Source organism: Mucilaginibacter lutimaris, assembly GCF_042676625.1.
In the GTDB taxonomy this organism is placed as follows: domain Bacteria; phylum Bacteroidota; class Bacteroidia; order Sphingobacteriales; family Sphingobacteriaceae; genus Mucilaginibacter; species Mucilaginibacter lutimaris.
This window is the reverse complement of the sequence record NZ_JBHTIA010000003.1, coordinates 1,219,987-1,241,400: the sequence shown is the minus strand read 5'-3', so window position 1 is coordinate 1,241,400 and position 21,414 is coordinate 1,219,987. Positions and strand designations below refer to the sequence as shown.

The following is a 21,414-nucleotide window of genomic DNA, read 5'->3' as shown; positions in this document are numbered from 1 at the left end:
CTGGACCTCACTTCAATACATATCTATGGAAGAAACACGTGAGCAGCAGAAACTGCATGGCTTCCTGCAAGGCGGCATTTATCTGTCCATCCTTTTGGAAGCCGCCATATTTATCTATCATGATGCTCCGTTCTGGGGCGTTTTTTTTACTCCGCTGGACCGCGCAGGACATATGCCCATATATAGCAATCTCCTGTACAGCAAACTGGCTACGTTCGGTCTGATCTGCCTGGTAAGTGTAGGTACGCTGTCAAAGAAAGATACGGAATTGGATCCCAAAAAGCAGATCATCTATCCGCTGATCTGCGGGCTGCTGCTGTTTTTTGGCAGTATCGTCTTTATGGGAAGAGCATCACCGAAGGTGTTTGCCTACACCACCTGGTGGAACCTGGCTTACCTGGTCTGCTCTTTCAGCGGCGCTTTCCTGACCAGTCTGTCTATGGATAATATTTCCAAGATGATCAGTTCAGGCCTTGGGAAGGACAAATGGAATACGGAAGCTGAAAGCTTTATGCAACCGCAAAGAAAGGTAGAAACGCCGTATTCGGTCAATATCCCGATGCAGTTCTACTTTAACCGGCGTGTTCGGCCCGGATGGATCAATATCTGTAATGTGTTCCGCGGAACCATCGTTATCGGGACCCCCGGTTCCGGAAAGAGCTTTTCGATCGTTAATCCATTCATCAGGCAACTGATCGCCAAGGGATTTGCGGTCTGCCTTTACGATTTCAAATTCCCTGATCTTGGGCAGATCGCTTATTTCCATTATCTGAAAGCCAAACAGGCCGGAAAACTCAGCGGGTTCCAGTTCCACGTCCTGAATCTTGATGACCCGGAAAAAAGCCGCCGCATTAATCCTTGGCGTTCGGATTATATCCGTACGCTGGCTGACGCGGCGGAGACCGCCGAAGCCTTGGTAGAAGCTTTGAAAAAAGGTGATCGTTCTGGTGGCAGCGACCAGTTCTTTACGCAATCGGCTATCAACTTTCTCGCATCCTGTATTTACTTCCTGAGCAAATATTCCGGCGGCAAATATTGCAGTCTTCCGCATGTGCTGGCAATGCTCAACCGTTCTTACGAGGAGATCTTTAATGTCCTGGTTTCCGAGGGGGAACTTCGCTCACTCATGTCACCCTTTATGAGCGCCTACAACGCGAAAGCATTCGACCAGCTCGAAGGACAGATCGGCACCCTGAAAATTTTTATCAGCCGCCTGGCGACCAAAGAGACCTACTGGGTTTTCTCCGGCGACGACTTCGACCTTAAAATATCGGCGAAAGACAACCCGGGTATGCTGGTGCTGGCCAATGACCCCAATACACAGAATATCAATTCTGCCTGTTATTCCATTGTCATCAACCGGCTGACCAAACTGATCAATACCAAAGGCAATCTTCCATCAGCGCTGATCGTAGACGAAGTGCCCACACTTTTTGTGCACAAGGTGGAGAACCTGATCGCAACCGCCAGGAGCAATAAAGTGGCCGTACTCATGGGATTGCAGGAGCTTCCCCAGTTCAACCAGCAGTATGGCAAGGATACAGCAGCGACCATCACTTCCGTCGTTGGTAACGTGCTTTCCGGTTCGGTGCGCAACAAGGAAACGCTGGAATGGCTGGAGCGCCTGTTCGGTAAATCCAAACAGATCGGCGAAGGCCTTTCCATCGACCGCGCGAAGACATCGACCTCCCTTAACGAAAAGTTGGAAGTGCTGATCCCGGCAGGCAAGATCGCATCGCTGAATGCCGGCGAAATGGTCGGCGTGATCGCCGCGGATGCGCAGGAGAAATTTACCGGACAATTCGATACGTCTGCGGTCAACTGCCGCATCAACCTCGATATGGCGGAGATCGCACTGGAAGAAAAGAATTACCGCTCCCTGCCAGCCTATTACAATTTCAACGGACGCAGAGACGAGATCCTCCGGCAGAACTTTAACCGCATCGGCCAGGAGATCGAAGATATGGTGGCGCTCTTTAAGCCGCCGCCGCCAAACCCCTCTAAACTCAAACCAAAATGACAAACAAGGAACTGCTGGGGACACTTGTACTGGTGCACCCTGATCTTGAGAACCACCCGGCCGGACGTGAAGGCGATATCGGCATTGTGGCCTATATCGACGAACCTCACAACGAGATTTACCTTCGCTTTACTGATGAAGCCGAAGCTATTTACCCCTCAGATGCGCTTTTTCTGCTGAAGGACCGTGAACATATATTTTCACGGGAGTCAGGCGGGACCAATGCCGCAACGTTAAACGACTACAAAAACCTATTTAAAATTGCCACACTGCAGGACCTCGGAAGAAGTACCGACATCTGGAATGCGCTGGAGATCGCGCGGGACAACCCGGAAATATGGCCGGCCAGTCTCGTTTCTATAGAGGAAAGCCTTGGCTTACGGCATAATCAATATATCAGCCGGTGAAGTCGCTGATCTGCTGCCTCATCTGCCTGCCACTGGCCAGCCTACATATTACTTCATCGTTCGGATACCGCGTCCATCCCGTTACCGGCAGCTATGCCTTTCACAACGGGGTGGACTTGAGAGCCAGGTCAGATACGGTTTACGCGCTGGCACTTGGCCGAGTTTCCTCAGTTACTTACGATGAGCTGCTGGGCATACATATCTCTATAGAGCATAAAGCTTTCAGTTCCGGTTACGGCCACCTGAGCCAGGTCTTCATTTCAGCGGCAGATACCGTCGCATCAGGGCAACCGATCGGCATTACCGGAAAGACCGGCCGTGTTACCGGTGAACACCTGCATTTTTCGATCCGTGCCGCCGGTCGCTGGACCGACCCGCTCGAATTCATTTATCATTTAATCCATACAAAAAATCATGAGTAAAAACTTCAAACCGCTTTACGCGCAGCTTGCAGAAAAGCTGGTCGCGGAATTCAGGACCGGAACATCACCGTATCAAAAACCGGTGAAAGATAACGGCATGCCGGCGTTCGTAACCCCGGTCAATCCTATTACCGGCAAAGGCTACAGTGCCCTGAACGCACTGAATCTTGCTATGCGCGGACATGAAGATCCCCGCTGGATGTCCGCTGATGCCGCGAGCTTCAACGGCTACCTGGTCAAAGAGGGTTCTAAAGGCACCCTGATCAATTTTCCGAAACGCAGCGAGATACAAGCCATAAGAACCCCTGATGGTGCCAAAGTGAAGGACGATGCCGGTGTGACGCAAACCAAAACCGTCGAATTTGACAAAGTTCAGAACGGCAAAGCCTTCCTGTTCAACGCCGAACAGATCAGGGACATTCCACCGCTGGAAGACTGGCTGAAGACGGCAGCAGAACAACAACCGCTTTCACCCGCAGAACGCACCGATAAACTGATCGCCATCACCGGTGCGGTTATTATACACGGCGGGCAGGAAGCTTATTATGATAAGGTGAATGATCAGATCCACCTGCCGGAAAGGGATGCTTTCGAGAATGAAACCAAATATCTGCAGGCGGCCGTTCACCAGCTTGCGCACTGGACCGGTCATGAAAGCCGCCTGAACCGTCCGATGGAGGGCAAATTTGCTTCGATGGACTATGCCCGTGAGGAACTCCGTGCGGCAACAGCCGCCATGCTGATTGGCGGTGAACTCAAGATCGGCCATAGCTTCGGACAGCACGCCGCTTATACCGGTGCCTGGTCGAAAATACTGAAAGACGAGCCGTTCGAACTCTCCCGCGCAGCGTCCGATGCGCAAAAGATCGTTAATGCATTGCTGAATGCCGGTCAGAAGCGCGAGGTAAAAGAAACCGCTTCGGTCAGCAATACGCTGAATAAAGGTGAAGAGATCGCCTATAATGATACAACCTACAAAGTACTGGACAAAAAAGGCAAAACTTTTGAAGTGGAAAAGGCAGATACGGGCGAAAGATTCAAGGTCAAGCCGACCGACAAGGTCTTTGCCAGCCTGGTAGAAGCCCGGAACAATCCGCTGGCTGCAAAGCTTTCAGTTGACCAGGGAATAGATAATGATCAGGAACAGAGTCAGGAACGGGCAGTTAAGATCGGCAGATAACATGGACCTTATCAATTTTAAAGAATCCGAACTTCCGGTCAAGGACCTGGAAACGCTCGGGCTGTCCGCCGGAGGTCAGCTTCTGCTTAATGTAAATGATCTGAAAGCCTTACTTTCCGGCCGCCGTACCGATATGCTGCATCTGGAGAATCTGGAAACGGAAAGTATAAAGATCAAAGCTATAGATGCGAAAATATCTCTTCACAGGAACGAACAGGGTAAGGCCGACCTGCTGATCCACCCGATTTACCGCAAGCCGGCGACACCGGACTTTCTTGATGATAATGAGGCCGCTAAGCTGGAAAAAGGCGAACTCGCCAATTTGCTGAAAGTAACTACAGATAAAAAAGGCAATAAAAAAGAGATCCTGGTGGAATATGATCCCGAAACGCGGGAATTCATTGTTTCTGATACGGATAAGATCCTGGCGCCCGATATGATCAACAGTGAATTTCTGACACCCGCCCAAAAAGATGCTTACCGTAAGGGGAAGGAAGTGAAACTCGCTGACGGCACATCGCTGAACTACTCGGGCACAGATACCAACGGAATACGCTCGAACAGGCTGGCGCTGATCGCGTCGATCCTTGTGGATGGTGGTCTATCTTATATGGTCTATAAGGGGCTTAACGCGGCATTCGGACAAAAGCACGATCTGAAAGAAAGTACCAAGTTAAGCCCCGGCTATCATAACGCAATGAAAGCTCTGGAGGACGAACGGCCTGCGGCGGACAATGCACATATCCGCTTTGAAAGATCCCGCCACACGCGCTGATGCATCAATTACTGACAAAGCTTGGAGTATCTGCGGAGCTCCAGGCTTTTTTTAATGATCCCGATGGCTGCTTCAGTTATGGCAACGAACAGGAGATCTTCGGCCAGGGTTTCCATTTCGTTCCCTTAACAAAAGATATCTGGATGAAGGGCAGCTACCCGGCAACCGAACTGATCATCACTTCCAGCGCGATGGAAGCGATCGCCTACATGGCACTGAATGCCTGGCGGCATCCTGATGCCAGCTCGCTGTCGTTCATCGCGGTCGGCCTGCGCCCGCAAACTGAGCAGCTGGAATGGATAAGCAGGTACTGCCTGAAAAGAAAAATAACGCTCGTTTTTCCTAACGACCTGTGCGGCCGGGTGGCCGATATCGTGGTAGCAGCCGGTATCAGGCAAAAACCCGTCCGGGCGGTATGGCAGCAAACGAAGGTTCGGCTTTACGTGAACAGCCTGTCCCTGGATCTTGCTCCGGAAAAGGTCAGCCTGAACGTGTTTGAAAAAGCAGCAGCTGTAAGAACTGCCATAAGAACACGAAAACCGGCAAGATCCAATACTTATTTAGAACAACTGATCGATGAAAACACCTGATGAAATTATACTCAGGCCGGCGGTAAGTTTCGCCATCCTGAAAATAGCGCACCTGATCCTCCTCTCGCTGACATTCCTGGTACTGGCCTGGTACAGTTCACCATATTTTATTTTTTTTAGTGTCGCCATACTCGGTGCGGGCTGGTACCGGCTGCTGCTGATACGCAGTCACCGTTATCTGATCGGCGCAGAAATTATCCGCACCAGCCATGGAATATTCTTTAAACGTACCGATGAACTCGAAATGTACCAGATCAAAGACTATATCATTACCCGGCCTCTTTTATTGCAACTGCTCGGCCTCATGAACGTGATCCTGAAAAGTATAGATGCCGAGACACCTGTTCTGCATTTAAGAGGGATACCCCGGTCCGAGCTTATCGAAACGATACGGACCCGGGTTCAGGAGGCCAGACAACACAATAAGATCTTTGAAATTAATTAAGATCCGACTTGATACTTGCTAAACTTATTAGTATATTTATAGTATTGAAACATCATGAAAAAGAACGTTATTTTATTCTTTACCTGCATGGTCATTTCGACTTTTGCCATGTTCGGTGCACTGGGCGCTAAAAACCCTTTTCCTTGTTTTGGTGTGGCATTCGGGATATGGGCCCTTTTTTTCTGGATAGCTTCCAGGCGGAACAAGCGGGAAGCCGAAAGACGGTTCCATGAGCGTATTTTCAATGATTATATGAGGTCAAAAACGCGGAATTCACTTCGGCGCTGATATATTTCTATATTGCACTTAATTCTTAGCGGGCGACCCGTCCGCTATTTGTGATAAGGTTTCCTCTAAAAATAGTTAAAGTCTTTATTTAACTTTAAAGACTTTAACTATCAAAAATATGAGAATCTTAAATAGCGAACATAGAACCTGGTATCTGGAGGCCATCAATATAAACGATCAATCAAATACACTCTGGTTAGCTTTCAGGCAAGACTCATTATATGCCATAACTAGAGATCCGGACAAAAACAGATATTACTACAAAAATGTATTGCTGCTTTTATGGTTTAATGACTATTCAACGGCAGAGAGATATTTCAAACTCTTAAAAGACCTCTACTTGAACCACGTAATTTCAGTTGATGAAAATACGCCTAATGTTATTGAGTTTGTAAATGGCAATGACATCAATGTCGAGGTCGTAAAATATGAGGAATCTGTTATCGACCAATCTATCGAAGATTGGGTAAACAGATATTTATGGGTCTCAAAATTCTATTTCGATGAATCCGCTAACAACGAACTGGAATCCAATTTCACAAAAGACATTGAGATACTTTTAAAAAACTATAAGAAAGATAACCCCAACTATAAAGATAACAGACTTTATCAAGCTATATCAGAGAAATTGAAAGAACATCGATCTCCAATGAGAAATATCACAACTGATGATCTTCTGTTTAGTATGAATAGGCAACTGTATGTCATTAATGAAAAGTTGGACTCGATAAATAAGTCTGAATGATTCTGATGACGTTCTAAATTGCATATTACACATTATAATAAAGTGGCTTTTAGACATTGGCATCTTTTACCATAAAAAATAAGTTTCCTCTGCGTTCTCATGGAACAAGCCTGGGTGCTATCTAATAGTTGGGCAACTTAGGTTACAGACTAATTGCTCTAAAACCTTATCCGTCCTTTTAATATCGTACAATATTATAGTTCAGTTGATGGCCATTGTTGCTTCATCCGGTGATACAACGCAGCTTTGGCTTGCAAGTCAACAAAATGAGCAATGCCTTTCTCCTGATATATAGTAAGAGTATCTAATGTTTTGTGAACGACCTTAAGCATTCTTCGGGCAATGGCTACAATGGCCTTCTGTACCTTCATCCGTTTACGTAGGCGTTCGAACAATGCGCGCCAGTATGAATCCTTAACTCGTACTGCTGCCCACGCAGCGGTAACAAGAGCAGTTTTCAAATAAGGGTTGCCTTTCTTCACCGATGTATCTCGGCGTTTACCTGCACTTTCGTTGTTACCTGGTGCCAATCCGCACCATGCTGTTAAATGGTCTGCGGTACTAAAGCGGCTCATATCATTGCCTGCTTCGCTTAAAATGATCTGCGCTGAACGGCCAGCGATACCGGTGATACTGTCGAGGCACTCGTAAGCGAGTGAATAATGTGCTTGAGTTATTTCAATGATCATCAACTCAAGCGTACTAAGCTGGCTTTGCACATGGTCAAAGTCTTGCAACAGCATTTGTAATTGGACTAAATGATGTGGTGCTAAAGTTCCGTCAAGCGCTTTGATCAGTGCTTCCTTTTTACGTTTAACCTGCCCCCGGGCGCAGCCTGCCAGTTGCTCCTTATCTGTTACGCCAACAGCTAGCAATCGTATCATATCCATCGCCGATTTTGTTTTAATACTGCTGATGACCGAACGTAATTTGATATTATTGCTTTCTAAGATCTTGAGTAACCGATTCTGTGTCTTATTCTGCTGCCGCATATAAAACAGACGGCTACGACAATGGTCACGCAATACCCGCTGTTCGGCTGTCGGCATAAAGCTCGGGCGTACCAGCCCGTTCAATAGTAAGGTGCACAACCATTTAGCATCCTTTCGGTCGGTTTTGCGCTTAGGCACCTGTTTAATGTGGGTTGGATTAGCAACCGTTACGTGAATGCCAGCTTCGGTAAGTATGGCATACAGACTCATCCAGTATATACCAGTGCTTTCCATCAGGCAATGTTCGACCTGATGGCTTTGCAGCCATTCCCTGATCTGCCGAAGCTCACAGGTGAACGTTCCAAACTCTTTAAGTTGCTGTCCGGTACCGTCCTTACCAGAAATGAAGCCAACGATCTTATCCTTGTGCATATCCAAACCGCAGGCTTTGTCCAGCTGCGGAACGATACTCACATCTACACCGCTATGCTCTTTCATAAATATCCTCCTTCTTTTATACGAAAGACGTTTTTATAAGCCTGGGTGTTTCATTGAATCATATCACTTAGGTTAAAGTCCCCTGGCAGCGAGTGTTCAGGGGATTTTTATTTTTGTCTTAAGATACTACTGCAACCAGGGATCTGCCTCAAACTTTTATGCCGGCCATTTCTTCATCAGAATATCCGGACCGTAGCTTAGTGCTTGCTGTTGTTATCGAGCTGGCCGGGTGACCGGATGCACATCATCAGCAGCTTTTACCTGATTCCTTATCAGGGATTTTATTACATTAGTGTCTTCAAATCCTGATGAAGCGCGTAGTAATTCTCCTATTCTGGTTATTCCCAATTTTATTAAAAGCCCAGGCTCCGGATGCTGCTTATGTTAAAGCTCTTTATCAGCAATATCCTACTCAAAGAACTGACCTTTGTCCATCCTGCAAACTGTGGGTAAACCCTTATTTCAGATCTGTTGCAGATACCCTCCATCATATCCCCGTACTCACTTTTTACATTTATACCAAGGCACACCGACTCGAACAGGAAGCCTTAAACCTGCCAAGGACAGGGATCTATGCTTCATGGCATGCTGTCGCAGGACAGCCCGATGAAACCAAAGTATACCGCGAAGCCAACCGGCAGATCGGAAAACCCAACTCAGCAGAAATGATCGCTAAAGGGCACTGTCAGCCCTGGATACTGCTCTCGTGGTCCGGGGACGCCGCCATCTTATCAAATACTTATACGTTTAATGCCGGGATGGAATTCCAGGGACAGAATGTAGGTACGGAACTGGCTACTGAAGAGCTATGCCGTAAACTTACCGGCTACCGGACATCTGGTGTCACAGATAGCGTATCGATATGGTGCGGGACTTCCGGAATTCAAAGCACTTATTCTAAAGATAACATTACCATAAGTGTTCCGGCAAATTACTATAAGATCATCAAATATTACGATCATAAAGCTGGAGGAGAAGTTGTGCAGTGTTTCTGGATGCCGAACGAAGCCACCGAGAAAAAGTCAAAATTAGCAGAAAGAATGGTATCTCATCAGGAACTGATCGGCAAACTTGGATTTGATCCCTTAACGATATTCGTCAATTAAGATCCGCTTATGTTAAACGTGCCGATCATCTTACTGTCTTTTGGGGTATGATCTCCAGTGAATCTATGTCTGCGACGAGATCATGCAGCGGGCAGATAAGTAAGCCATGATGCTCATTCATGTCCGTTCCCAGATGAGGGCATTTACGACCTTCACATTTTTTACCAATAAAACCCTGATACCATTGTTCATAACGACCGATCTGGATCTTCTGATCTTCTGTAGGTATTTGCGGCATGAGCAAGCCGGTCATCAAACCGGTACATATAAGTTCCCGGTGAACGATCTTCATAAAATCATAACCTGTCTTTGATCGCGGAACTATTACTGCTGAAGTTCGTCCCTGCTGCAGTCCGAAGTAATGGAGCATTCTGGGTTCCATGTAAAACCTGCCATCGATATGATAATGCGATTCCCTGAATCCGAATTGCGGGTCACTGTGCTGATCGCCAAGTACCGGAATAAAATAGGTTCGGCGATCCTCCCTCCAGCGCACTTCTGCGCAGGGAACTTCATAACGATGACCTATCACATAATTCATGACCCAATTTACAAATTTACTTTACATACTGTCTTAAATGTTCCCCTATAGCCTGCAGATCTTTGGCAGTGTAGTAAGTATCACCTATCTGCTGATAGCCGCCGTTCTTTTTACGGGATATATAACCCTTAAAACTCCCTTCTGAAGTGATCATGAAACATGGACCGTTCTCACCGGGCATCGCTTTTTTATCTAGTTGCAATTCCATTTCCTGGTCGCCGATAAGGCATTTGATAGTAAATCTGTCCATTGTTGTCATTATTAAGAAATTACAGGATTGGGTACGATAGGTAATTTTGCAAATTTCAGGACCTCCAGGCTGGCAAAGCCAAACTCCTCAACGACCTTACCAAGGATGAGATAGCAGCCTGCTCCCCGGAACGGATAAGCCGGCGTCCTGTTCGGGAAATGAACGGTATCGAATGTATTGCCTTCAGCATCCAGAAAGTTTCCGAACCACATTTTTTGATTGTTCCTGGTGTGAACGGTCTTCTCGCAAACATATAATCCGACCATTCTTACCGTCTGCCCGACATGATTGATGAGGTCATTCGCGCCGATCTCTCCGCGGTAGTCCGTTTGCAGGAGCTCGAACATCGTCATACTTACCGGAAACCCGAGCAACTCTAATTCATGGTAAGCATTCTCCAGACAGGTATTGACCAGCAAGGGTAGCGAATAATTCTTTGACTCTAACTGAAATAGTTCGGCATTAGGATTAGGTTTTACTTTTGCACCCAGGAGCAGATGGATCGCCCATAGTAATTCCTTTTTACTTTTGCCTGTAAATCGCAGCGCGCCGACCCGGATGAGGATGATCGCCTGCTCAAGACCTATTCCTGTTCTTCTGATCAGATCTTCCAGGTTAAGGTAAAGCCCGTTTTGCCTGCGTTCCTCCGGTATAAGTTCGATGTAAGTTTCATTTAAACCGTGGATACCTACAAACCCCAGATAGACGTCGACCCCATTAATGCTGACAATAGCATCGCTATTGTTCACGCATGGAAGATGTATGATCCCTCCCGAACGCTGCAGCTCCTGCACATATAAAGCCCGGTCATAAAATCCGCCGTAATTATTGAGTACTGCCACCATGAATTCCCGGGGGAAATAGGTTTTCAGATAAAGACTCTGATAACTTTCCACTGCGAAACTCGCCGAATGCGCTTTGGAAAAACTGTAACCGGCAAAAGAACTGACCTGACGCCAGACCTCGGCAGCAGTTTCAGCAGGGCGCTGGAGTCGCTGCGAGCCGTTAAAAAAACTCGCTCTGATCCGGTTCATTTCATGTTCCGACCGCCACTTGCCGCTCATCCCTCTTCTTAATATATCGGCGTCCGTTCCGTCCATGCCGGCGAAATGGATACATATCTTGATCACATCTTCCTGGTAAACCATAACCCCATAGGTTTCCTTCAGTTGTTCCTCCATCACCGGATGCAGGTACTGTACATCCTCAGGATGGTGGTGGCGTTTGATATATTCCCCCATCATGCCCGAACTGGCCACGCCGGGCCGGATGATGGAACTGGCAGCGACCAGCACGAGGTAACTTTCGCAGCCCAGTTTCCTGTTCAACTGCATCATAGCAGGAGATTCGATGTAAAAGCAGCCTTTGGTATTTCCTGCTTTAAGGTTTGCGTTGACGGCCGGGTCTTTCATGAAAGTTTTCACCTGGTGGATATCGATCTTCCGCTGCTGATTTTCTTCTACCAGTTTCACAGCCATTTTGATGTGCCCGATCCCGCGCTGGCTCAAAATGTCATATTTGTCAAAACCTATCTTCTCCGCTTCATACATGTCCCACTGTACGGTCGCCATACCTTTCGGCGGAAGGTCCAGCGCGGTATAATAAGTGATCGGTTCCTCTGTGATCAGTACACCTCCGGCATGTATCGAACGCTGGTTGGGCATATTGCACATCCGTTCATGTATCGCAACGATCTTTCTGAACACCTCATTATTCTGGTTAAATGCTGCCCTGGTCTGGTCGGTAAAGCCATCGATCTCCGACTTGGGCAATCCCATGACCTTGCCGATCTCACGTATGATACTCCGGTCCTTGAAAGTGGACATGGTACCCAGCAGGGCGGTATGCTGGCTGCCATAACGCTTAAAAATATAATCCTGCACATCTTCACGCTCATCCCAGGAGTAATCAATATCAAAATCTGGCGGTGACGTGCGCTGCGCGTTCAAAAACCTTTCAAAATAGAGGTTCAGTTCTATAGGGTCAACATCAGTTATTTTCAGACAGTAAGCAACGATACTGTTCGCGCCGGAGCCTCGCCCCACATGATAGTACCCCTGTGAACTGGAATAACGGATGATATCCCAGGTAATCAGGAAATAGGCGCAAAAATCGAGTTCGTAAATAACTTTAAGTTCATGCTTTACTCTGCGCTGCGCTTCCTTGTTGTTTTTGCCGAACCGGTATTCCATGCCGCTTATAGCCAGTTTCTCCAGCAATTCCCTGTCATTTTTTTTATTTCCGGTGAACGTCCTGCGATTTAGATTGATCCTGCCTTTAGGATAATCCATCACACAACGGTTCATCAGGTTCCGGGTATTGTCCAGTATGAAAGCATACCGAGAAAACTTCGCCTCCAGCTGCCCTGGCGCAAGGAACATATCTGTCGGAGCGCATTTATCTCCTGCGTTAACTTCTGTTAAAACCACATTCAGGTCGATACCCCGAAGGTATTCGTGCAGTCTGTACTCTATCTTGTCGGCAATAAAGACAGGTTGCAGGGCGACCAGCCTGTCCCTGATCTCATTCAAATCCGCCTTGAAAAGTTTATTTAACTGATCGAAACGTATGCCCAGATACTCATTTTCTTTCAGGGCATTTTTATGCCCGTAAGGATAAACCACATAGGCATTTTTAAAACCCGGCGCCAGATCAGGTAAGGGCTTTTTTTCCAGATTATGCTCGGTCAGGAAATCATTCAGCTCTTTCATGCCTTCTTTATTCCTGGCGATACCCAAATAAAGGAGTTGCTTATCCTGCCTGAATTCAAGACCAGCTATTGGTTTGATCCCCTTTTCATCGCACTCCCGCATAAATTCCATGATTCCGGTGGAATTATTGATATCCGTAAGCACCAATTGCGTTACGCCGCAGGCAATAGCTTCTTCTACCAGTGCCGGAATTGACATGGTTCCATAACGAAGGCTATACTGAGAATGAACATTCAGGTACATGGCATTTATAAATTTAAGTTGACACCTGAAGCAAGTTTTATAGAATCAGGACCGAACCTGCGACGGATCTTATCCATCGCCTGACAAAGGCTGTACTGTTCTTCTGAAGCCGAGTAAAGGTCGATCTGTTCAAAACCGTTGACTAGACTGGATAATCGAACGCCTACCAGCCGGATCAGCAGTCGTTTCTGGTAAGCCTGCCTGAACAGCTCTTTTACCTTTTTGATCAGCGGATCATCAAGCGCGGTGTAGGCGATTGTGGCCTGTTTGGTCACGTCCTCACGCGTGGAATAACGAACAGTAACGGTTACACAGGCTGCCTGTTTTTTTTTCTGACGCAATTCAAAAGCAAGTTCCATCGTCATGGAAGTGAGCAGGTCGCTTATGGCTGCAAGGTCGATACTGTCGTTGCTGAACGTGGTCTGCTTACCTATTGATTTTTGCTCCTGATAGGGAACAATGGGTGATTCATCAACACCTTTCGCTTTTTGCAGTAACCATATCCCGTTTTTACCCAATATACTGTTCATATACTCCGGATGGACCTGCGCAAGTTCAAAGATACGCTTGATACCCATGTCACTTAGCTTGATAAATGTCTTCTCGCCCAGACCGGGGATCTTTCGGATAGATAAGGGGTTTAAAAAAGGCTGTACAACGGCCTTCTCTATATTCAATTCTCCATTCGGCTTACACTCGTTGGTTGCCATTTTAGAAACCGTTTTGTTGACTGAAAGACCGAACGAGATCGGTAAAGCCGTTTCTCTCATTACTTTGGCGCGAAGTTCTCTGGCGTAACGCAGGGTTCCGAAATGCCGGTCCATTCCCGTCATATCGATATAATGTTCATCGATACTGGCCTTTTCGATAAGAGGCACATTCTCTTTCAGGATCTCTGTGATCTCATGAGAAGCTTTGGAATATTCATCCATGTTGCCCCTGATCCAGATGCCATGAGGGCACAGCATCCGTGCCATGCGAGCCGGCATGGCCGAGTGAATACCGAATTTGCGTGCTTCATAACTGCACGAAGCCACCACACCACGATCAGATAGGCTGCCGATGATCACGGGTTTGCCAGTCAATTCAGGATTTTTGCGGACTTCAACGGACACAAAAAAAGCGTCCTGGTCCATGTGGATGATCTGGCGGTCTGTGCTCATTTTACCTTGCTGTTTGTACGTGATCAGTTCGTTATCACATGGTGATCTTGTTATGTTAGAAAACGGATGACAAAACTAATACTAAAAATATTAGTATTTTGTTTATCTTTGAAAAATATTTTAGGAGGCTGGGCTAAATGACTGATAGCTTGTTTTATAATCCATTTCTACGCATTAAGGAGGACAACCTGAAAAAACTCATGGGAGCCGGTAAGCCTTACGTCGTGATACAGCGCTTTCAATGGCCTGGTCAGCATTTGCAAAAGACCTTTTTATTATCAGCTTATGCCGATGAACACGATGCCCGATGCCATGAGCAGGAATTAAGGAATAACGAGGGCAAAGCGCAAAACCTGCTTGACCTGAACGAATATCAGACGGTAAAGAAGCTTTTAAAAAACGAATCCGGGATTTCCGTGTTCTTTAACGGAACAATAGACCCGCGTCACGAAAAAAGACTACAGAAGGCTTATGTTAAGAGCGTTTCTGCGTATATTCACTATATCCTGATGAAAAAGGAGGATCATTATGAGGTGCGTATATTTACCGAGTATGGCCGTTTAAAGGCCCGGATCACCTCCGGTGAGCAAAGCCACACGGCGCTTTTTTATGATATGATCAAATAGCTATGTGCAGAGATATCAGTTTTCATTCAGAAATACAGATTGTCACCCAGGACTTTAAAGGGATCCAGCTGGCACCCAGTCTGGCGCATTACCCCACTGAGATGTTACATGTGACCTGTGAGGTTTTGCCTACGCATCCCATCGTGGTCAACAGGAAGGCCCTTGTCCTGGCGAATATGAGCTGGGGCGTGGTTCCCACTTTCATCGATGATCCCAATGAAAGGCAAAAACAGCGGTTGAATTACGTTAATGCGAGATCGGAACGGATCATCGGTGATAAGAAATCCTACTGGTACAGAATACGTCAGAACCGTTGCCTGATACCGGTTACCGGCATTTTTGAACACCGCGAAGTAAAAGGCTTCAGAAACAGGATCCCCTATCATATCAGTTTAGAAGGGCGCAAAGGATTTTACGTGCCGGCGCTCTATCAAGTCAGTCAGGAAGTCGATCAGTACACCGGAGATATCACTAATCTTGCATCATTTACAATGATCACCCGGCATGCCAACGATAAAATGCAATGGATACATAATGCCGGTGACAATAAACACAGGATGCCGCTGTTCCTGACCCCTGAAATGGAACAGGCCTGGGTTCTTGATGATCTCGGTGATGATGACATGGATGAGTTTTTTCATTTTGAAATGCCCTCGGATGCTATCGCACATTATCCGGTTTATTCTATCCGGAGCCGCAAACCCCGGCCTGACGGGATCATACCGAACGCTTATTACGACTGGGGCAAGAAATTGCCTGTTTACGGTCAGGAACAGCCTCCGGCTGAACAGGCGAGCCTTTTTTGATATTTTGCCGTTCGTAAAGAGAAAGAACCTGTTTTTAAGCCGTTTCAGTAAGTTATCCTGACATCCAGATAACACTATTTTTTCCATTATTGCGTATATTTGTGTTGCAAAGATCATAGCTACCTTTCTCCCGCAAGCATCAGTTATCACTGCACTCTCTTCGAGAACCACTCAGCTTTTAGCGTATTCTAAGGCACGGATCTTAAGCGTTTCACTTTAATATTTTTTATTATGAGGCAACTTAAAATTAGTGAGTCGATCACCAATCGTGAGACGGCATCGTTGAATCAGTATTTGTCAGATATCGCAAAGATCCCGATGGTTACCGTGCAGGAAGAAGTGACACTGACGCAAAAGATCAGGGAAGGCGATCAGGCGGCATTGGAGAGATTAACGACCGCCAACCTGAGGTTTGTCGTTTCCGTGGCTAAACAATATCAAAGTTCAGGGCTTACCCTTGGTGACCTGATCAATGAAGGAAACCTGGGGCTTGTGAAAGCTGCAAAGCGTTTTGACGAGACAAAGGGATTTAAATTCATTTCCTATGCCGTGTGGTGGATCCGTCAATCGATCTTATCGGCGATCAATGAACAGTCAAGGATGGTCCGTCTGCCATTGAATAAGGTCGGCGATATATCAAAGATAGCGAAAGCGGCGTCTCAGCTTGAACAGCAATTTGAACGCCAGCCGACGCCGGAGGAACTGGCAGAAAGTTTAGAGATCACCGCAGAAAAGGTCAGTGATGCTTTAGGACATTCCGGCCGGCATATCTCTTATGATTCTCCTTTCTCCAGTGAGGAAGATAACACACTGCTGGACGTGTTAAAGAGTGATGAACCAGGCACCGATACCGGTTTGATGAAAGAATCGTTATCGGTTGAGGTAACCGATTGTCTGCGCGTTCTTGGCGAAAAAGAACAAGACATTCTTACGATGTTTTTTGGCCTCGGCGACCACCAGGCGCAAAGCCTTGAAGAGATCGGCGATAAATATCACCTGACCCGTGAAAGGGTGCGGCAGATCAAAGACAAAGCGTTATCGCGGTTACGCCAGAACTCTAAAGCCTGGGTATTAAAGGGCTACTTGGATTAAAAGGTGGCGTCAAATATTAATTGACTTAAATAACTTACAAGATCGAATACTTATCTTATATGTGCTGTGCAAGTATTGACATCTCGCTTAATTTCTCTCTGCAACAGCATGGCTTTGGAATTGTGATTGAGAAGAAAGGTGAAGTGCATTCTGATCGAGGCGAATATTCTATCCCTCGGTCAGATCTTTACCAGCGTTAATAACGCATCTTACCGATCATCGATCCGTGATTTCTCCCTATCACTTGAAGATACTTTGCGCCTTTTTGATCGTTTTGGCAAGGTCAATACCTATTCCAAGAACACCCGTAAATAGGTCACCTGTTTCTTTGATCCGCCCAATAGCGTTATGAATTGTAAAGTCTCGCATTGTTAATCCCGGTTTGACCTCATCCCATGTTACAGGCATCGATACGGTTGCACCCGGTTTTGGCCTCAAAGAGTAAACACCGGCAATTGTCGCGCCGGGGCGGTTCTGCAAAAAGTCCAAATACATTTTGCCTTTCCGGTTAGAGATCATTCGCTCAAGTGTGGTGAAATCCGGTATCTGTTTATGGACCAGTTTTACAATGATATTAGCAAAAAGCTGGCTTTGGTCATAGGTATACTGTGCGCCAAGCGGAATATATATGTGCATGCCTGTCGAGCCTGAAGTTTTGGGATAGCTGGGAACGTCTATGGCATCCAGTACCTTTTTTACCTCCACCGCTGCCTGTATCACCTGATCGAAATGCTGCTTATCCGGATCAAGATCGATCACACAATAATCAGGGTTATCAGGTGACCCGACCCTGCTGAACCAAGGATTCATTTCAATACAGCCTAAAGATGCCATCCATAGCAAAGTCGCTTCATTGTTGCCCAAAAGATAGTCTTTCTGTTCACCCTCAACATTCGTATGTGGCATCGTTTCAGCCCAGTCGGGTGCCTTATCCTTAACATTTTTTTGATAAAAGCTTTCGCCATGTATCCCGCCGGGATACCTGTTAAGCGACATTGGTCTGTCTCTTAAGTAAGGCACCATGAACGGCGCAACCTGGTGGTAATAGTTGAACATATCCCTTTTGGTCACCTTATCCTCCGGCCAGTACAGTTTATTGAGATGCGTGAATTTTAGCAAGTGGCCGTCCACCTTCTTTTCTTCGGTCTCATTTCTGGAGGTAAGCAGCTGATGAGGCGGGATTTTAACAGCTTCAGACTTAGAAACTTTATTACTTACCTGCTTAGTCTTTTTCGGCTTTACATTATTAACGGTTGCCTTAAGATCATCTTCAGCCAGTACCAGGTCTGTATCTGCCTCTGATTCCAGGATCACATCTTTTGGATCTTTGTCGATCCGCATCCCTTTAAATGAAGCTTGCCTCACCTTGCCATCATTTGTTATCTCCGCGAATTCTACCTCGCACACGAGAACAGGCTTCAGCCAGGTCGCTTTAGCCCCCATCCGCCTTGGACGAAACTGGGAAGGCTCATCAACGTCCGGCTCAACTTCAAATGGACTTTCGGCGGTAATGAGTGGTTCAAATAGTTTCATCAATTCCTTTTGCTTGGCCATGTTAAAACCAGTTCCTACCTTTCCGATATATCGTAACGACCCTTTACGGTCATAAACTGCGATAGCCAGCGCACTAAAATTCTTGACTGTGCCTTCATTCCTGGTAAAGCCCGCAATGATCACCTCTTGCCTGTGTTTGGCCTTGATCTTTAACCATTCGCGGGAACGCGCATCAGCGGTATATAAACTATCCGCCCGCTTGGCGATAATCCCTTCCAATCCCATGCGCTTTGCAGCTTCAAAGAACTCAATGCCGCCCACTTCAAACATTTGACTGGGCCTGATCAGCTCATTGTCCTTTGGCAAAACAGCGTCCAGTATCTCCCTTCTTTCGTTTAGGGGTATACCGGTCAGGTCCCGACCGTTATACCATAAGATGTCAAAAACATAATAAGCAAGGAGCGCGCTCTTTTTGTTCCGCCAATTTTGTAAGGCACCAAAGTCTGCCGTGCCCTGTTCATTCAGAGCCACGATCTCGCCGTCGAGGACCACGCTCATCTCCCAGGTTTCCATTAGTTCATTGATCGGCCCGAACTGCCCGAACTCCAGATTGTTTCTTGACATCAGCGTAGCTTTACCGTCGTTTAGTATGCCGAGTGCCCTATAACCATCCCACTTGATCTCATAGATCCAGCCAGGTTCATCGAATGGTTCATTCACCAGTGTAGCTTTCATTGGCTTAATATCCAAAGGTATAGGGCTTTCCGGGAGTGTATTCAGTATAGCCTTCAAACCCTTCGGTTCTGGTCTTTGTGACCCGACCCGCTTCTCTGACTTCATTTCAGGATCTTCAGCTATGTTCTTTTTACGTTTAGTTTCTAAGACTTCCCCTTCAGAAAGTTCTATCCATACCGGCGCGTGGTCGCTTGTTCCCGGCCAGCCGCGTACATATTTATCGACATCCGCAGCTACAAGAGAAGGCGCGATCTTTTTGTTAAGCAGAAAATGATCAAGCCGCAATCCGGCATTTCGACCGTACGCATCCCGCAAATAATCCCAAAACGTGTAGATCCGTTCATCGGGGTACAGGGTTCTTATCGCATCCGTCCAGCCCTGATCGACAAGCTCCTGATAGGCTTTCCGGCTCTCGGGCCGAAAGAGCGCATTATTCAGATATTTTTCGGGCTTATAGGTATCTAACTCGGTCGGCATGACATTGTAATCGCCGATCAATATCACCGGAAGGTTACGGTTGATCAGGTCTTGTGCGTGATCTGACAACCTTTCAAACCATCTTAGCTTATAATCAAATTTAGGCCCGGGATACGGATTTCCATTAGGCAGGTATAAGCATCCTATGACAAGATCGTTAATGAATGCTTCGATGTACCTGCTATGGGTGAATTCTTCATCTTCACCCGGCAGGTCTCTCCGTAATTCCCTGATCTCGGTTCTTGAAAGTATAGCTACGCCGTTCCAGCTTTTCTGGCCATGCCATATCGCCTGATAACCAGCATCCTTGATAGCCTTTTCGGGGAATTTATGATCTTCGGATTTCAGTTCCTGCAAACAGACAATATCAGGCTGCGCTTCCTTCAGCCAGCGCAGGAGAATTTCCAGGCGTCCGTTAATGCCGTTGATATTGTAGGTTGCTATTTTCATAGCTTAATCAAGAACGACCTGCCATTGATTTTCGCTGTTCAGCATATAGCCTAGGCCGTCGCTCATCTCATGTACTTCTTTCTGGTGCTTATCACTGAAACGAGTGTGCAGTTCACGAATAGCTCCGCCGTTCTCCCGCTTGAGGAAAAGCAATAGCGAAGCCATATTTGGAGTAATATCTTTCAATTGCTCGGAGTCGCTTTCTTTAACAAATGCACTGCTCATTGTTGATCTGTTTAGACGAGAAAGCCCCGTTAACCGGGGCTTTCTCTTTCATTCTTGTAAATGATTATTTAACTTTTTTTTCGATCTCGCTGCGCTGGTTACCAGCCGATTTTTTGGCATCCTTGATTGCCTGCGGACTGGTACCTTCTTTTTTCGCTTCGTATTTGATCTCATGTGTCTGATCCGATACGGACTTTCTTTCCACTTTACTTCCTCTGGTGCTCATAGTCGATGTTTTGAATGTTTTTCTTAAAAGTTTAACAAATTCTATTCCAACAAGTTTTATCAGGCTTCGAACCGCCGGATATTTTCGTCCTGAACACGTTCGCGCTTAACACGGCATGAATGATCCCGGATATTCAGCGTGAACATCATCTTTTCTCCAACTGTTACCGTTCTCCCATAAACCCGATTTTTTATGCTAAGGTAAAGCGCCTCTTAAGGTATCAAGGGTATATAAATCACGGTACCCGTGTCCCTTGATACCTTATCCGTCCTGCTTTATTCCTGCATAAAAATCAATTTTATGGAAAAGCTCATTTTAACTGTTGACTCGAAAGATCAGATCATTACTTACCGGAACGAAAATAGTCTTGTCCGGTATGAGCCGTTGATCCTTAACGAGATCCTGTTCGCTGCAGAAGCAGGTGACACAAGTCTGCTTAACTGGTTTAACGGATTCGGTGACTCTTTCCGGAGTATTATCATGAATGTCTATGCCTATCGCAAAGGGTTGGAGTTTGGGTTTACTGAAATTGCCTTCGATCAATACGGCTGGCTCTTACGTCCAAGATTTCTGTTTACAGAAGAATTGGTCTTTGGTAATGAAAAACGTTATGGTGAACACAGTACTTTAAAAATTGCTAAAGGCAATCATAATGTCTGGACCAACGCCCTAAGTTACAGCTTTGGAACCGCCGGCGGAGGCAGCGGTTTATCAGTCTTTGGCAAACAATTCAATTCTCGCGAAGCAGCGGTGAGTGCCGGTATATTGGAATTGAAAACAAGGATGACCGCAAAAGTTGGCGACAGCGACCGGTCGAATTATAATCCGCAGGTGATTCGCGGTACACTTAATGATGTCGCTAAATTCGAATTAGAGTCTGTTCAGTTGACACTTTTCTGAGATCTATAGCTAAGTGAATTCTTCAATATTAGTTATCTAATGACTTATATTCGCATGGAGATTTTTC

22 protein-coding genes are annotated in these 21,414 nt (G+C 46.4%); 13 read left to right on the top strand and 9 right to left on the bottom strand.

All coding sequences use genetic code 11. The features are described from left to right. Positions 1-25: 25 nt before the first annotated feature. Genes ACFQZI_RS06490 through ACFQZI_RS06460 form a run of 7 tightly spaced genes read left to right on the top strand, consistent with a single transcriptional unit; the run spans position 26 to position 5,839 of the window. Positions 26-2,020 carry a type IV secretion system DNA-binding domain-containing protein gene (locus tag ACFQZI_RS06490; protein ID WP_377140006.1) on the top strand — a complete coding sequence of 665 codons (1,995 nt, stop codon included), beginning with the start codon at positions 26-28 and terminating at the stop codon, positions 2,018-2,020. Further along, positions 2,017-2,427, top strand: a complete 411-nt coding sequence (locus ACFQZI_RS06485) for a hypothetical protein (protein WP_377140003.1) — start codon at positions 2,017-2,019, stop codon at positions 2,425-2,427. Before ACFQZI_RS06490 ends, ACFQZI_RS06485 begins: the two co-directional genes overlap by 4 nt. Continuing rightward, positions 2,424-2,849: a M23 family metallopeptidase gene (locus tag ACFQZI_RS06480; RefSeq protein WP_377140000.1), complete on the top strand. Its 426-nt coding sequence runs from the start codon at positions 2,424-2,426 to the stop codon at positions 2,847-2,849. Before ACFQZI_RS06485 ends, ACFQZI_RS06480 begins: the two co-directional genes overlap by 4 nt. Further along, positions 2,842-4,029: an ArdC family protein gene (locus tag ACFQZI_RS06475; protein ID WP_377139997.1), complete on the top strand. Its 1,188-nt coding sequence runs from the start codon at positions 2,842-2,844 to the stop codon at positions 4,027-4,029. The genes ACFQZI_RS06480 and ACFQZI_RS06475 overlap by 8 nt, the downstream gene beginning before the upstream one ends. Then, the gene (locus tag ACFQZI_RS06470; protein WP_377139994.1) at positions 3,983-4,804 is read left to right on the top strand and encodes a DUF4099 domain-containing protein; all 822 of its coding nucleotides are present in this window, start codon (positions 3,983-3,985) and stop codon (positions 4,802-4,804) included. The genes ACFQZI_RS06475 and ACFQZI_RS06470 overlap by 47 nt, the downstream gene beginning before the upstream one ends. Beyond that, a complete protein-coding gene (locus ACFQZI_RS06465; RefSeq protein WP_377139991.1) occupies positions 4,804-5,394 on the top strand; it encodes a hypothetical protein in 591 nt (196 codons plus the stop codon). Before ACFQZI_RS06470 ends, ACFQZI_RS06465 begins: the two co-directional genes overlap by 1 nt. After that, entirely contained in the window at positions 5,381-5,839 is a 459-nt protein-coding gene (locus tag ACFQZI_RS06460; RefSeq protein ID WP_377139988.1) for a PH domain-containing protein, read from the top strand. The genes ACFQZI_RS06465 and ACFQZI_RS06460 overlap by 14 nt, the downstream gene beginning before the upstream one ends. 72 nt (positions 5,840-5,911) lie before the next feature. Here ACFQZI_RS06460 and ACFQZI_RS06455 read toward each other — a convergent pair whose 3' ends face one another. Then, positions 5,912-6,070, bottom strand: coding sequence for a hypothetical protein (locus tag ACFQZI_RS06455; RefSeq protein ID WP_377139985.1), 159 nt, complete (start codon positions 6,068-6,070; stop codon positions 5,912-5,914). Between the two features lie 175 nt (positions 6,071-6,245). Here ACFQZI_RS06455 and ACFQZI_RS06450 point away from each other — a divergent pair, with 175 nt between their 5' ends. After that, positions 6,246-6,872 carry a hypothetical protein gene (locus tag ACFQZI_RS06450; RefSeq protein ID WP_377139982.1) on the top strand — a complete coding sequence of 209 codons (627 nt, stop codon included), beginning with the start codon at positions 6,246-6,248 and terminating at the stop codon, positions 6,870-6,872. A 194-nt stretch (positions 6,873-7,066) separates the two neighbouring features. On the opposite strand, the gene ACFQZI_RS06445 is transcribed toward ACFQZI_RS06450, so the two are convergent. Then, positions 7,067-8,302 (bottom strand): IS110 family transposase, encoded by a 1,236-nt coding sequence (locus ACFQZI_RS06445; protein WP_377139979.1) that lies wholly within the window; start codon positions 8,300-8,302, stop codon positions 7,067-7,069. Positions 8,303-8,610: 308 nt separating this feature from the next. Between ACFQZI_RS06445 and ACFQZI_RS06440 the strand changes: the two genes are divergently transcribed. Further along, on the top strand, positions 8,611-9,408 hold the full coding sequence (locus ACFQZI_RS06440) for a DNA/RNA non-specific endonuclease (protein WP_377139976.1): 798 nt from the start codon (positions 8,611-8,613) through the stop codon (positions 9,406-9,408). A 25-nt stretch (positions 9,409-9,433) separates the two neighbouring features. On the opposite strand, the gene ACFQZI_RS06435 is transcribed toward ACFQZI_RS06440, so the two are convergent. From ACFQZI_RS06435 to dinB, 4 genes are read right to left on the bottom strand one after another with little or no spacing between them, the layout of a single operon-like run. Continuing rightward, the gene (locus ACFQZI_RS06435) at positions 9,434-9,949 is read right to left on the bottom strand and encodes a hypothetical protein (RefSeq protein WP_377139974.1); all 516 of its coding nucleotides are present in this window, start codon (positions 9,947-9,949) and stop codon (positions 9,434-9,436) included. A gap of 16 nt (positions 9,950-9,965) precedes the next feature. Beyond that, on the bottom strand, positions 9,966-10,199 hold the full coding sequence (locus tag ACFQZI_RS06430; RefSeq protein ID WP_377139971.1) for a hypothetical protein: 234 nt from the start codon (positions 10,197-10,199) through the stop codon (positions 9,966-9,968). An 11-nt stretch (positions 10,200-10,210) separates the two neighbouring features. Next, the gene (locus ACFQZI_RS06425) at positions 10,211-13,153 is read right to left on the bottom strand and encodes a DNA polymerase III subunit alpha (RefSeq protein ID WP_377139968.1); all 2,943 of its coding nucleotides are present in this window, start codon (positions 13,151-13,153) and stop codon (positions 10,211-10,213) included. Between the two features lie 5 nt (positions 13,154-13,158). Continuing rightward, positions 13,159-14,316: a DNA polymerase IV gene (gene dinB, locus ACFQZI_RS06420; RefSeq protein ID WP_377139965.1), complete on the bottom strand. Its 1,158-nt coding sequence runs from the start codon at positions 14,314-14,316 to the stop codon at positions 13,159-13,161. A gap of 137 nt (positions 14,317-14,453) precedes the next feature. Here dinB and ACFQZI_RS06415 point away from each other — a divergent pair, with 137 nt between their 5' ends. The 3 genes from ACFQZI_RS06415 (at position 14,454) to ACFQZI_RS06405 (ending at position 16,840) form a co-directional block, all read left to right on the top strand. Then, positions 14,454-14,942, top strand: coding sequence for a hypothetical protein (locus ACFQZI_RS06415; protein WP_377139962.1), 489 nt, complete (start codon positions 14,454-14,456; stop codon positions 14,940-14,942). 2 nt (positions 14,943-14,944) lie between these two features. After that, positions 14,945-15,748 carry an SOS response-associated peptidase gene (locus ACFQZI_RS06410; RefSeq protein ID WP_377139959.1) on the top strand — a complete coding sequence of 268 codons (804 nt, stop codon included), beginning with the start codon at positions 14,945-14,947 and terminating at the stop codon, positions 15,746-15,748. 231 nt (positions 15,749-15,979) lie between these two features. Beyond that, the gene (locus ACFQZI_RS06405) at positions 15,980-16,840 is read left to right on the top strand and encodes a sigma-70 family RNA polymerase sigma factor (protein ID WP_377139957.1); all 861 of its coding nucleotides are present in this window, start codon (positions 15,980-15,982) and stop codon (positions 16,838-16,840) included. Positions 16,841-17,080: 240 nt separating this feature from the next. On the opposite strand, the gene ligD is transcribed toward ACFQZI_RS06405, so the two are convergent. The 3 genes from ligD to ACFQZI_RS06390 all read right to left on the bottom strand — a co-directional run bounded on the left by ligD (position 17,081) and on the right by ACFQZI_RS06390 (position 20,447). Continuing rightward, a complete protein-coding gene (ligD, locus tag ACFQZI_RS06400; protein ID WP_377139954.1) occupies positions 17,081-19,996 on the bottom strand; it encodes a DNA ligase D in 2,916 nt (971 codons plus the stop codon). 3 nt (positions 19,997-19,999) lie between these two features. Beyond that, entirely contained in the window at positions 20,000-20,221 is a 222-nt protein-coding gene (locus tag ACFQZI_RS06395; RefSeq protein WP_377139951.1) for a hypothetical protein, read from the bottom strand. Positions 20,222-20,285: 64 nt separating this feature from the next. After that, a complete protein-coding gene (locus ACFQZI_RS06390) occupies positions 20,286-20,447 on the bottom strand; it encodes a DUF3606 domain-containing protein (RefSeq protein WP_377139948.1) in 162 nt (53 codons plus the stop codon). Positions 20,448-20,747: 300 nt separating this feature from the next. On the opposite strand from ACFQZI_RS06390, the gene ACFQZI_RS06385 reads away from it, so the two are divergent. After that, the gene (locus ACFQZI_RS06385) at positions 20,748-21,347 is read left to right on the top strand and encodes a hypothetical protein (RefSeq protein ID WP_377139945.1); all 600 of its coding nucleotides are present in this window, start codon (positions 20,748-20,750) and stop codon (positions 21,345-21,347) included. Positions 21,348-21,414: the final 67 nt, after the last annotated feature.

Bases quoted from the DNA above. Each gene is read 5' to 3' on its own strand.
- ACFQZI_RS06490 (WP_377140006.1), top strand. From the start codon at position 26: ATGGAAGAAACACGTGAGCAGCAGAAACTGCATGGCTTCCTGCAAGGC.
- ACFQZI_RS06415 (WP_377139962.1), top strand. From the start codon at position 14,454: ATGACTGATAGCTTGTTTTATAATCCATTTCTACGCATTAAGGAGGAC.
- ACFQZI_RS06455 (WP_377139985.1), bottom strand. From the start codon at position 6,070: ATGGAACCGTCTTTCGGCTTCCCGCTTGTTCCGCCTGGAAGCTATCCA.
- ACFQZI_RS06405 (WP_377139957.1), top strand. From the start codon at position 15,980: ATGAGGCAACTTAAAATTAGTGAGTCGATCACCAATCGTGAGACGGCA.
- ACFQZI_RS06430 (WP_377139971.1), bottom strand. From the start codon at position 10,199: ATGGACAGATTTACTATCAAATGCCTTATCGGCGACCAGGAAATGGAA.
- ACFQZI_RS06450 (WP_377139982.1), top strand. From the start codon at position 6,246: ATGAGAATCTTAAATAGCGAACATAGAACCTGGTATCTGGAGGCCATC.
- ligD (WP_377139954.1), bottom strand. From the start codon at position 19,996: ATGAAAATAGCAACCTACAATATCAACGGCATTAACGGACGCCTGGAA.
- ACFQZI_RS06395 (WP_377139951.1), bottom strand. From the start codon at position 20,221: ATGAGCAGTGCATTTGTTAAAGAAAGCGACTCCGAGCAATTGAAAGAT.
- ACFQZI_RS06475 (WP_377139997.1), top strand. From the start codon at position 2,842: ATGAGTAAAAACTTCAAACCGCTTTACGCGCAGCTTGCAGAAAAGCTG.
- ACFQZI_RS06440 (WP_377139976.1), top strand. From the start codon at position 8,611: ATGAAGCGCGTAGTAATTCTCCTATTCTGGTTATTCCCAATTTTATTA.
- ACFQZI_RS06385 (WP_377139945.1), top strand. From the start codon at position 20,748: ATGGAAAAGCTCATTTTAACTGTTGACTCGAAAGATCAGATCATTACT.
- ACFQZI_RS06470 (WP_377139994.1), top strand. From the start codon at position 3,983: ATGATCAGGAACAGAGTCAGGAACGGGCAGTTAAGATCGGCAGATAAC.
- ACFQZI_RS06465 (WP_377139991.1), top strand. From the start codon at position 4,804: ATGCATCAATTACTGACAAAGCTTGGAGTATCTGCGGAGCTCCAGGCT.
- ACFQZI_RS06445 (WP_377139979.1), bottom strand. From the start codon at position 8,302: ATGAAAGAGCATAGCGGTGTAGATGTGAGTATCGTTCCGCAGCTGGAC.
- ACFQZI_RS06460 (WP_377139988.1), top strand. From the start codon at position 5,381: ATGAAAACACCTGATGAAATTATACTCAGGCCGGCGGTAAGTTTCGCC.
- dinB (WP_377139965.1), bottom strand. From the start codon at position 14,316: ATGAGCACAGACCGCCAGATCATCCACATGGACCAGGACGCTTTTTTT.
- ACFQZI_RS06435 (WP_377139974.1), bottom strand. From the start codon at position 9,949: ATGAATTATGTGATAGGTCATCGTTATGAAGTTCCCTGCGCAGAAGTG.
- ACFQZI_RS06410 (WP_377139959.1), top strand. From the start codon at position 14,945: ATGTGCAGAGATATCAGTTTTCATTCAGAAATACAGATTGTCACCCAG.
- ACFQZI_RS06485 (WP_377140003.1), top strand. From the start codon at position 2,017: ATGACAAACAAGGAACTGCTGGGGACACTTGTACTGGTGCACCCTGAT.
- ACFQZI_RS06390 (WP_377139948.1), bottom strand. From the start codon at position 20,447: ATGAGCACCAGAGGAAGTAAAGTGGAAAGAAAGTCCGTATCGGATCAG.
- ACFQZI_RS06425 (WP_377139968.1), bottom strand. From the start codon at position 13,153: ATGTACCTGAATGTTCATTCTCAGTATAGCCTTCGTTATGGAACCATG.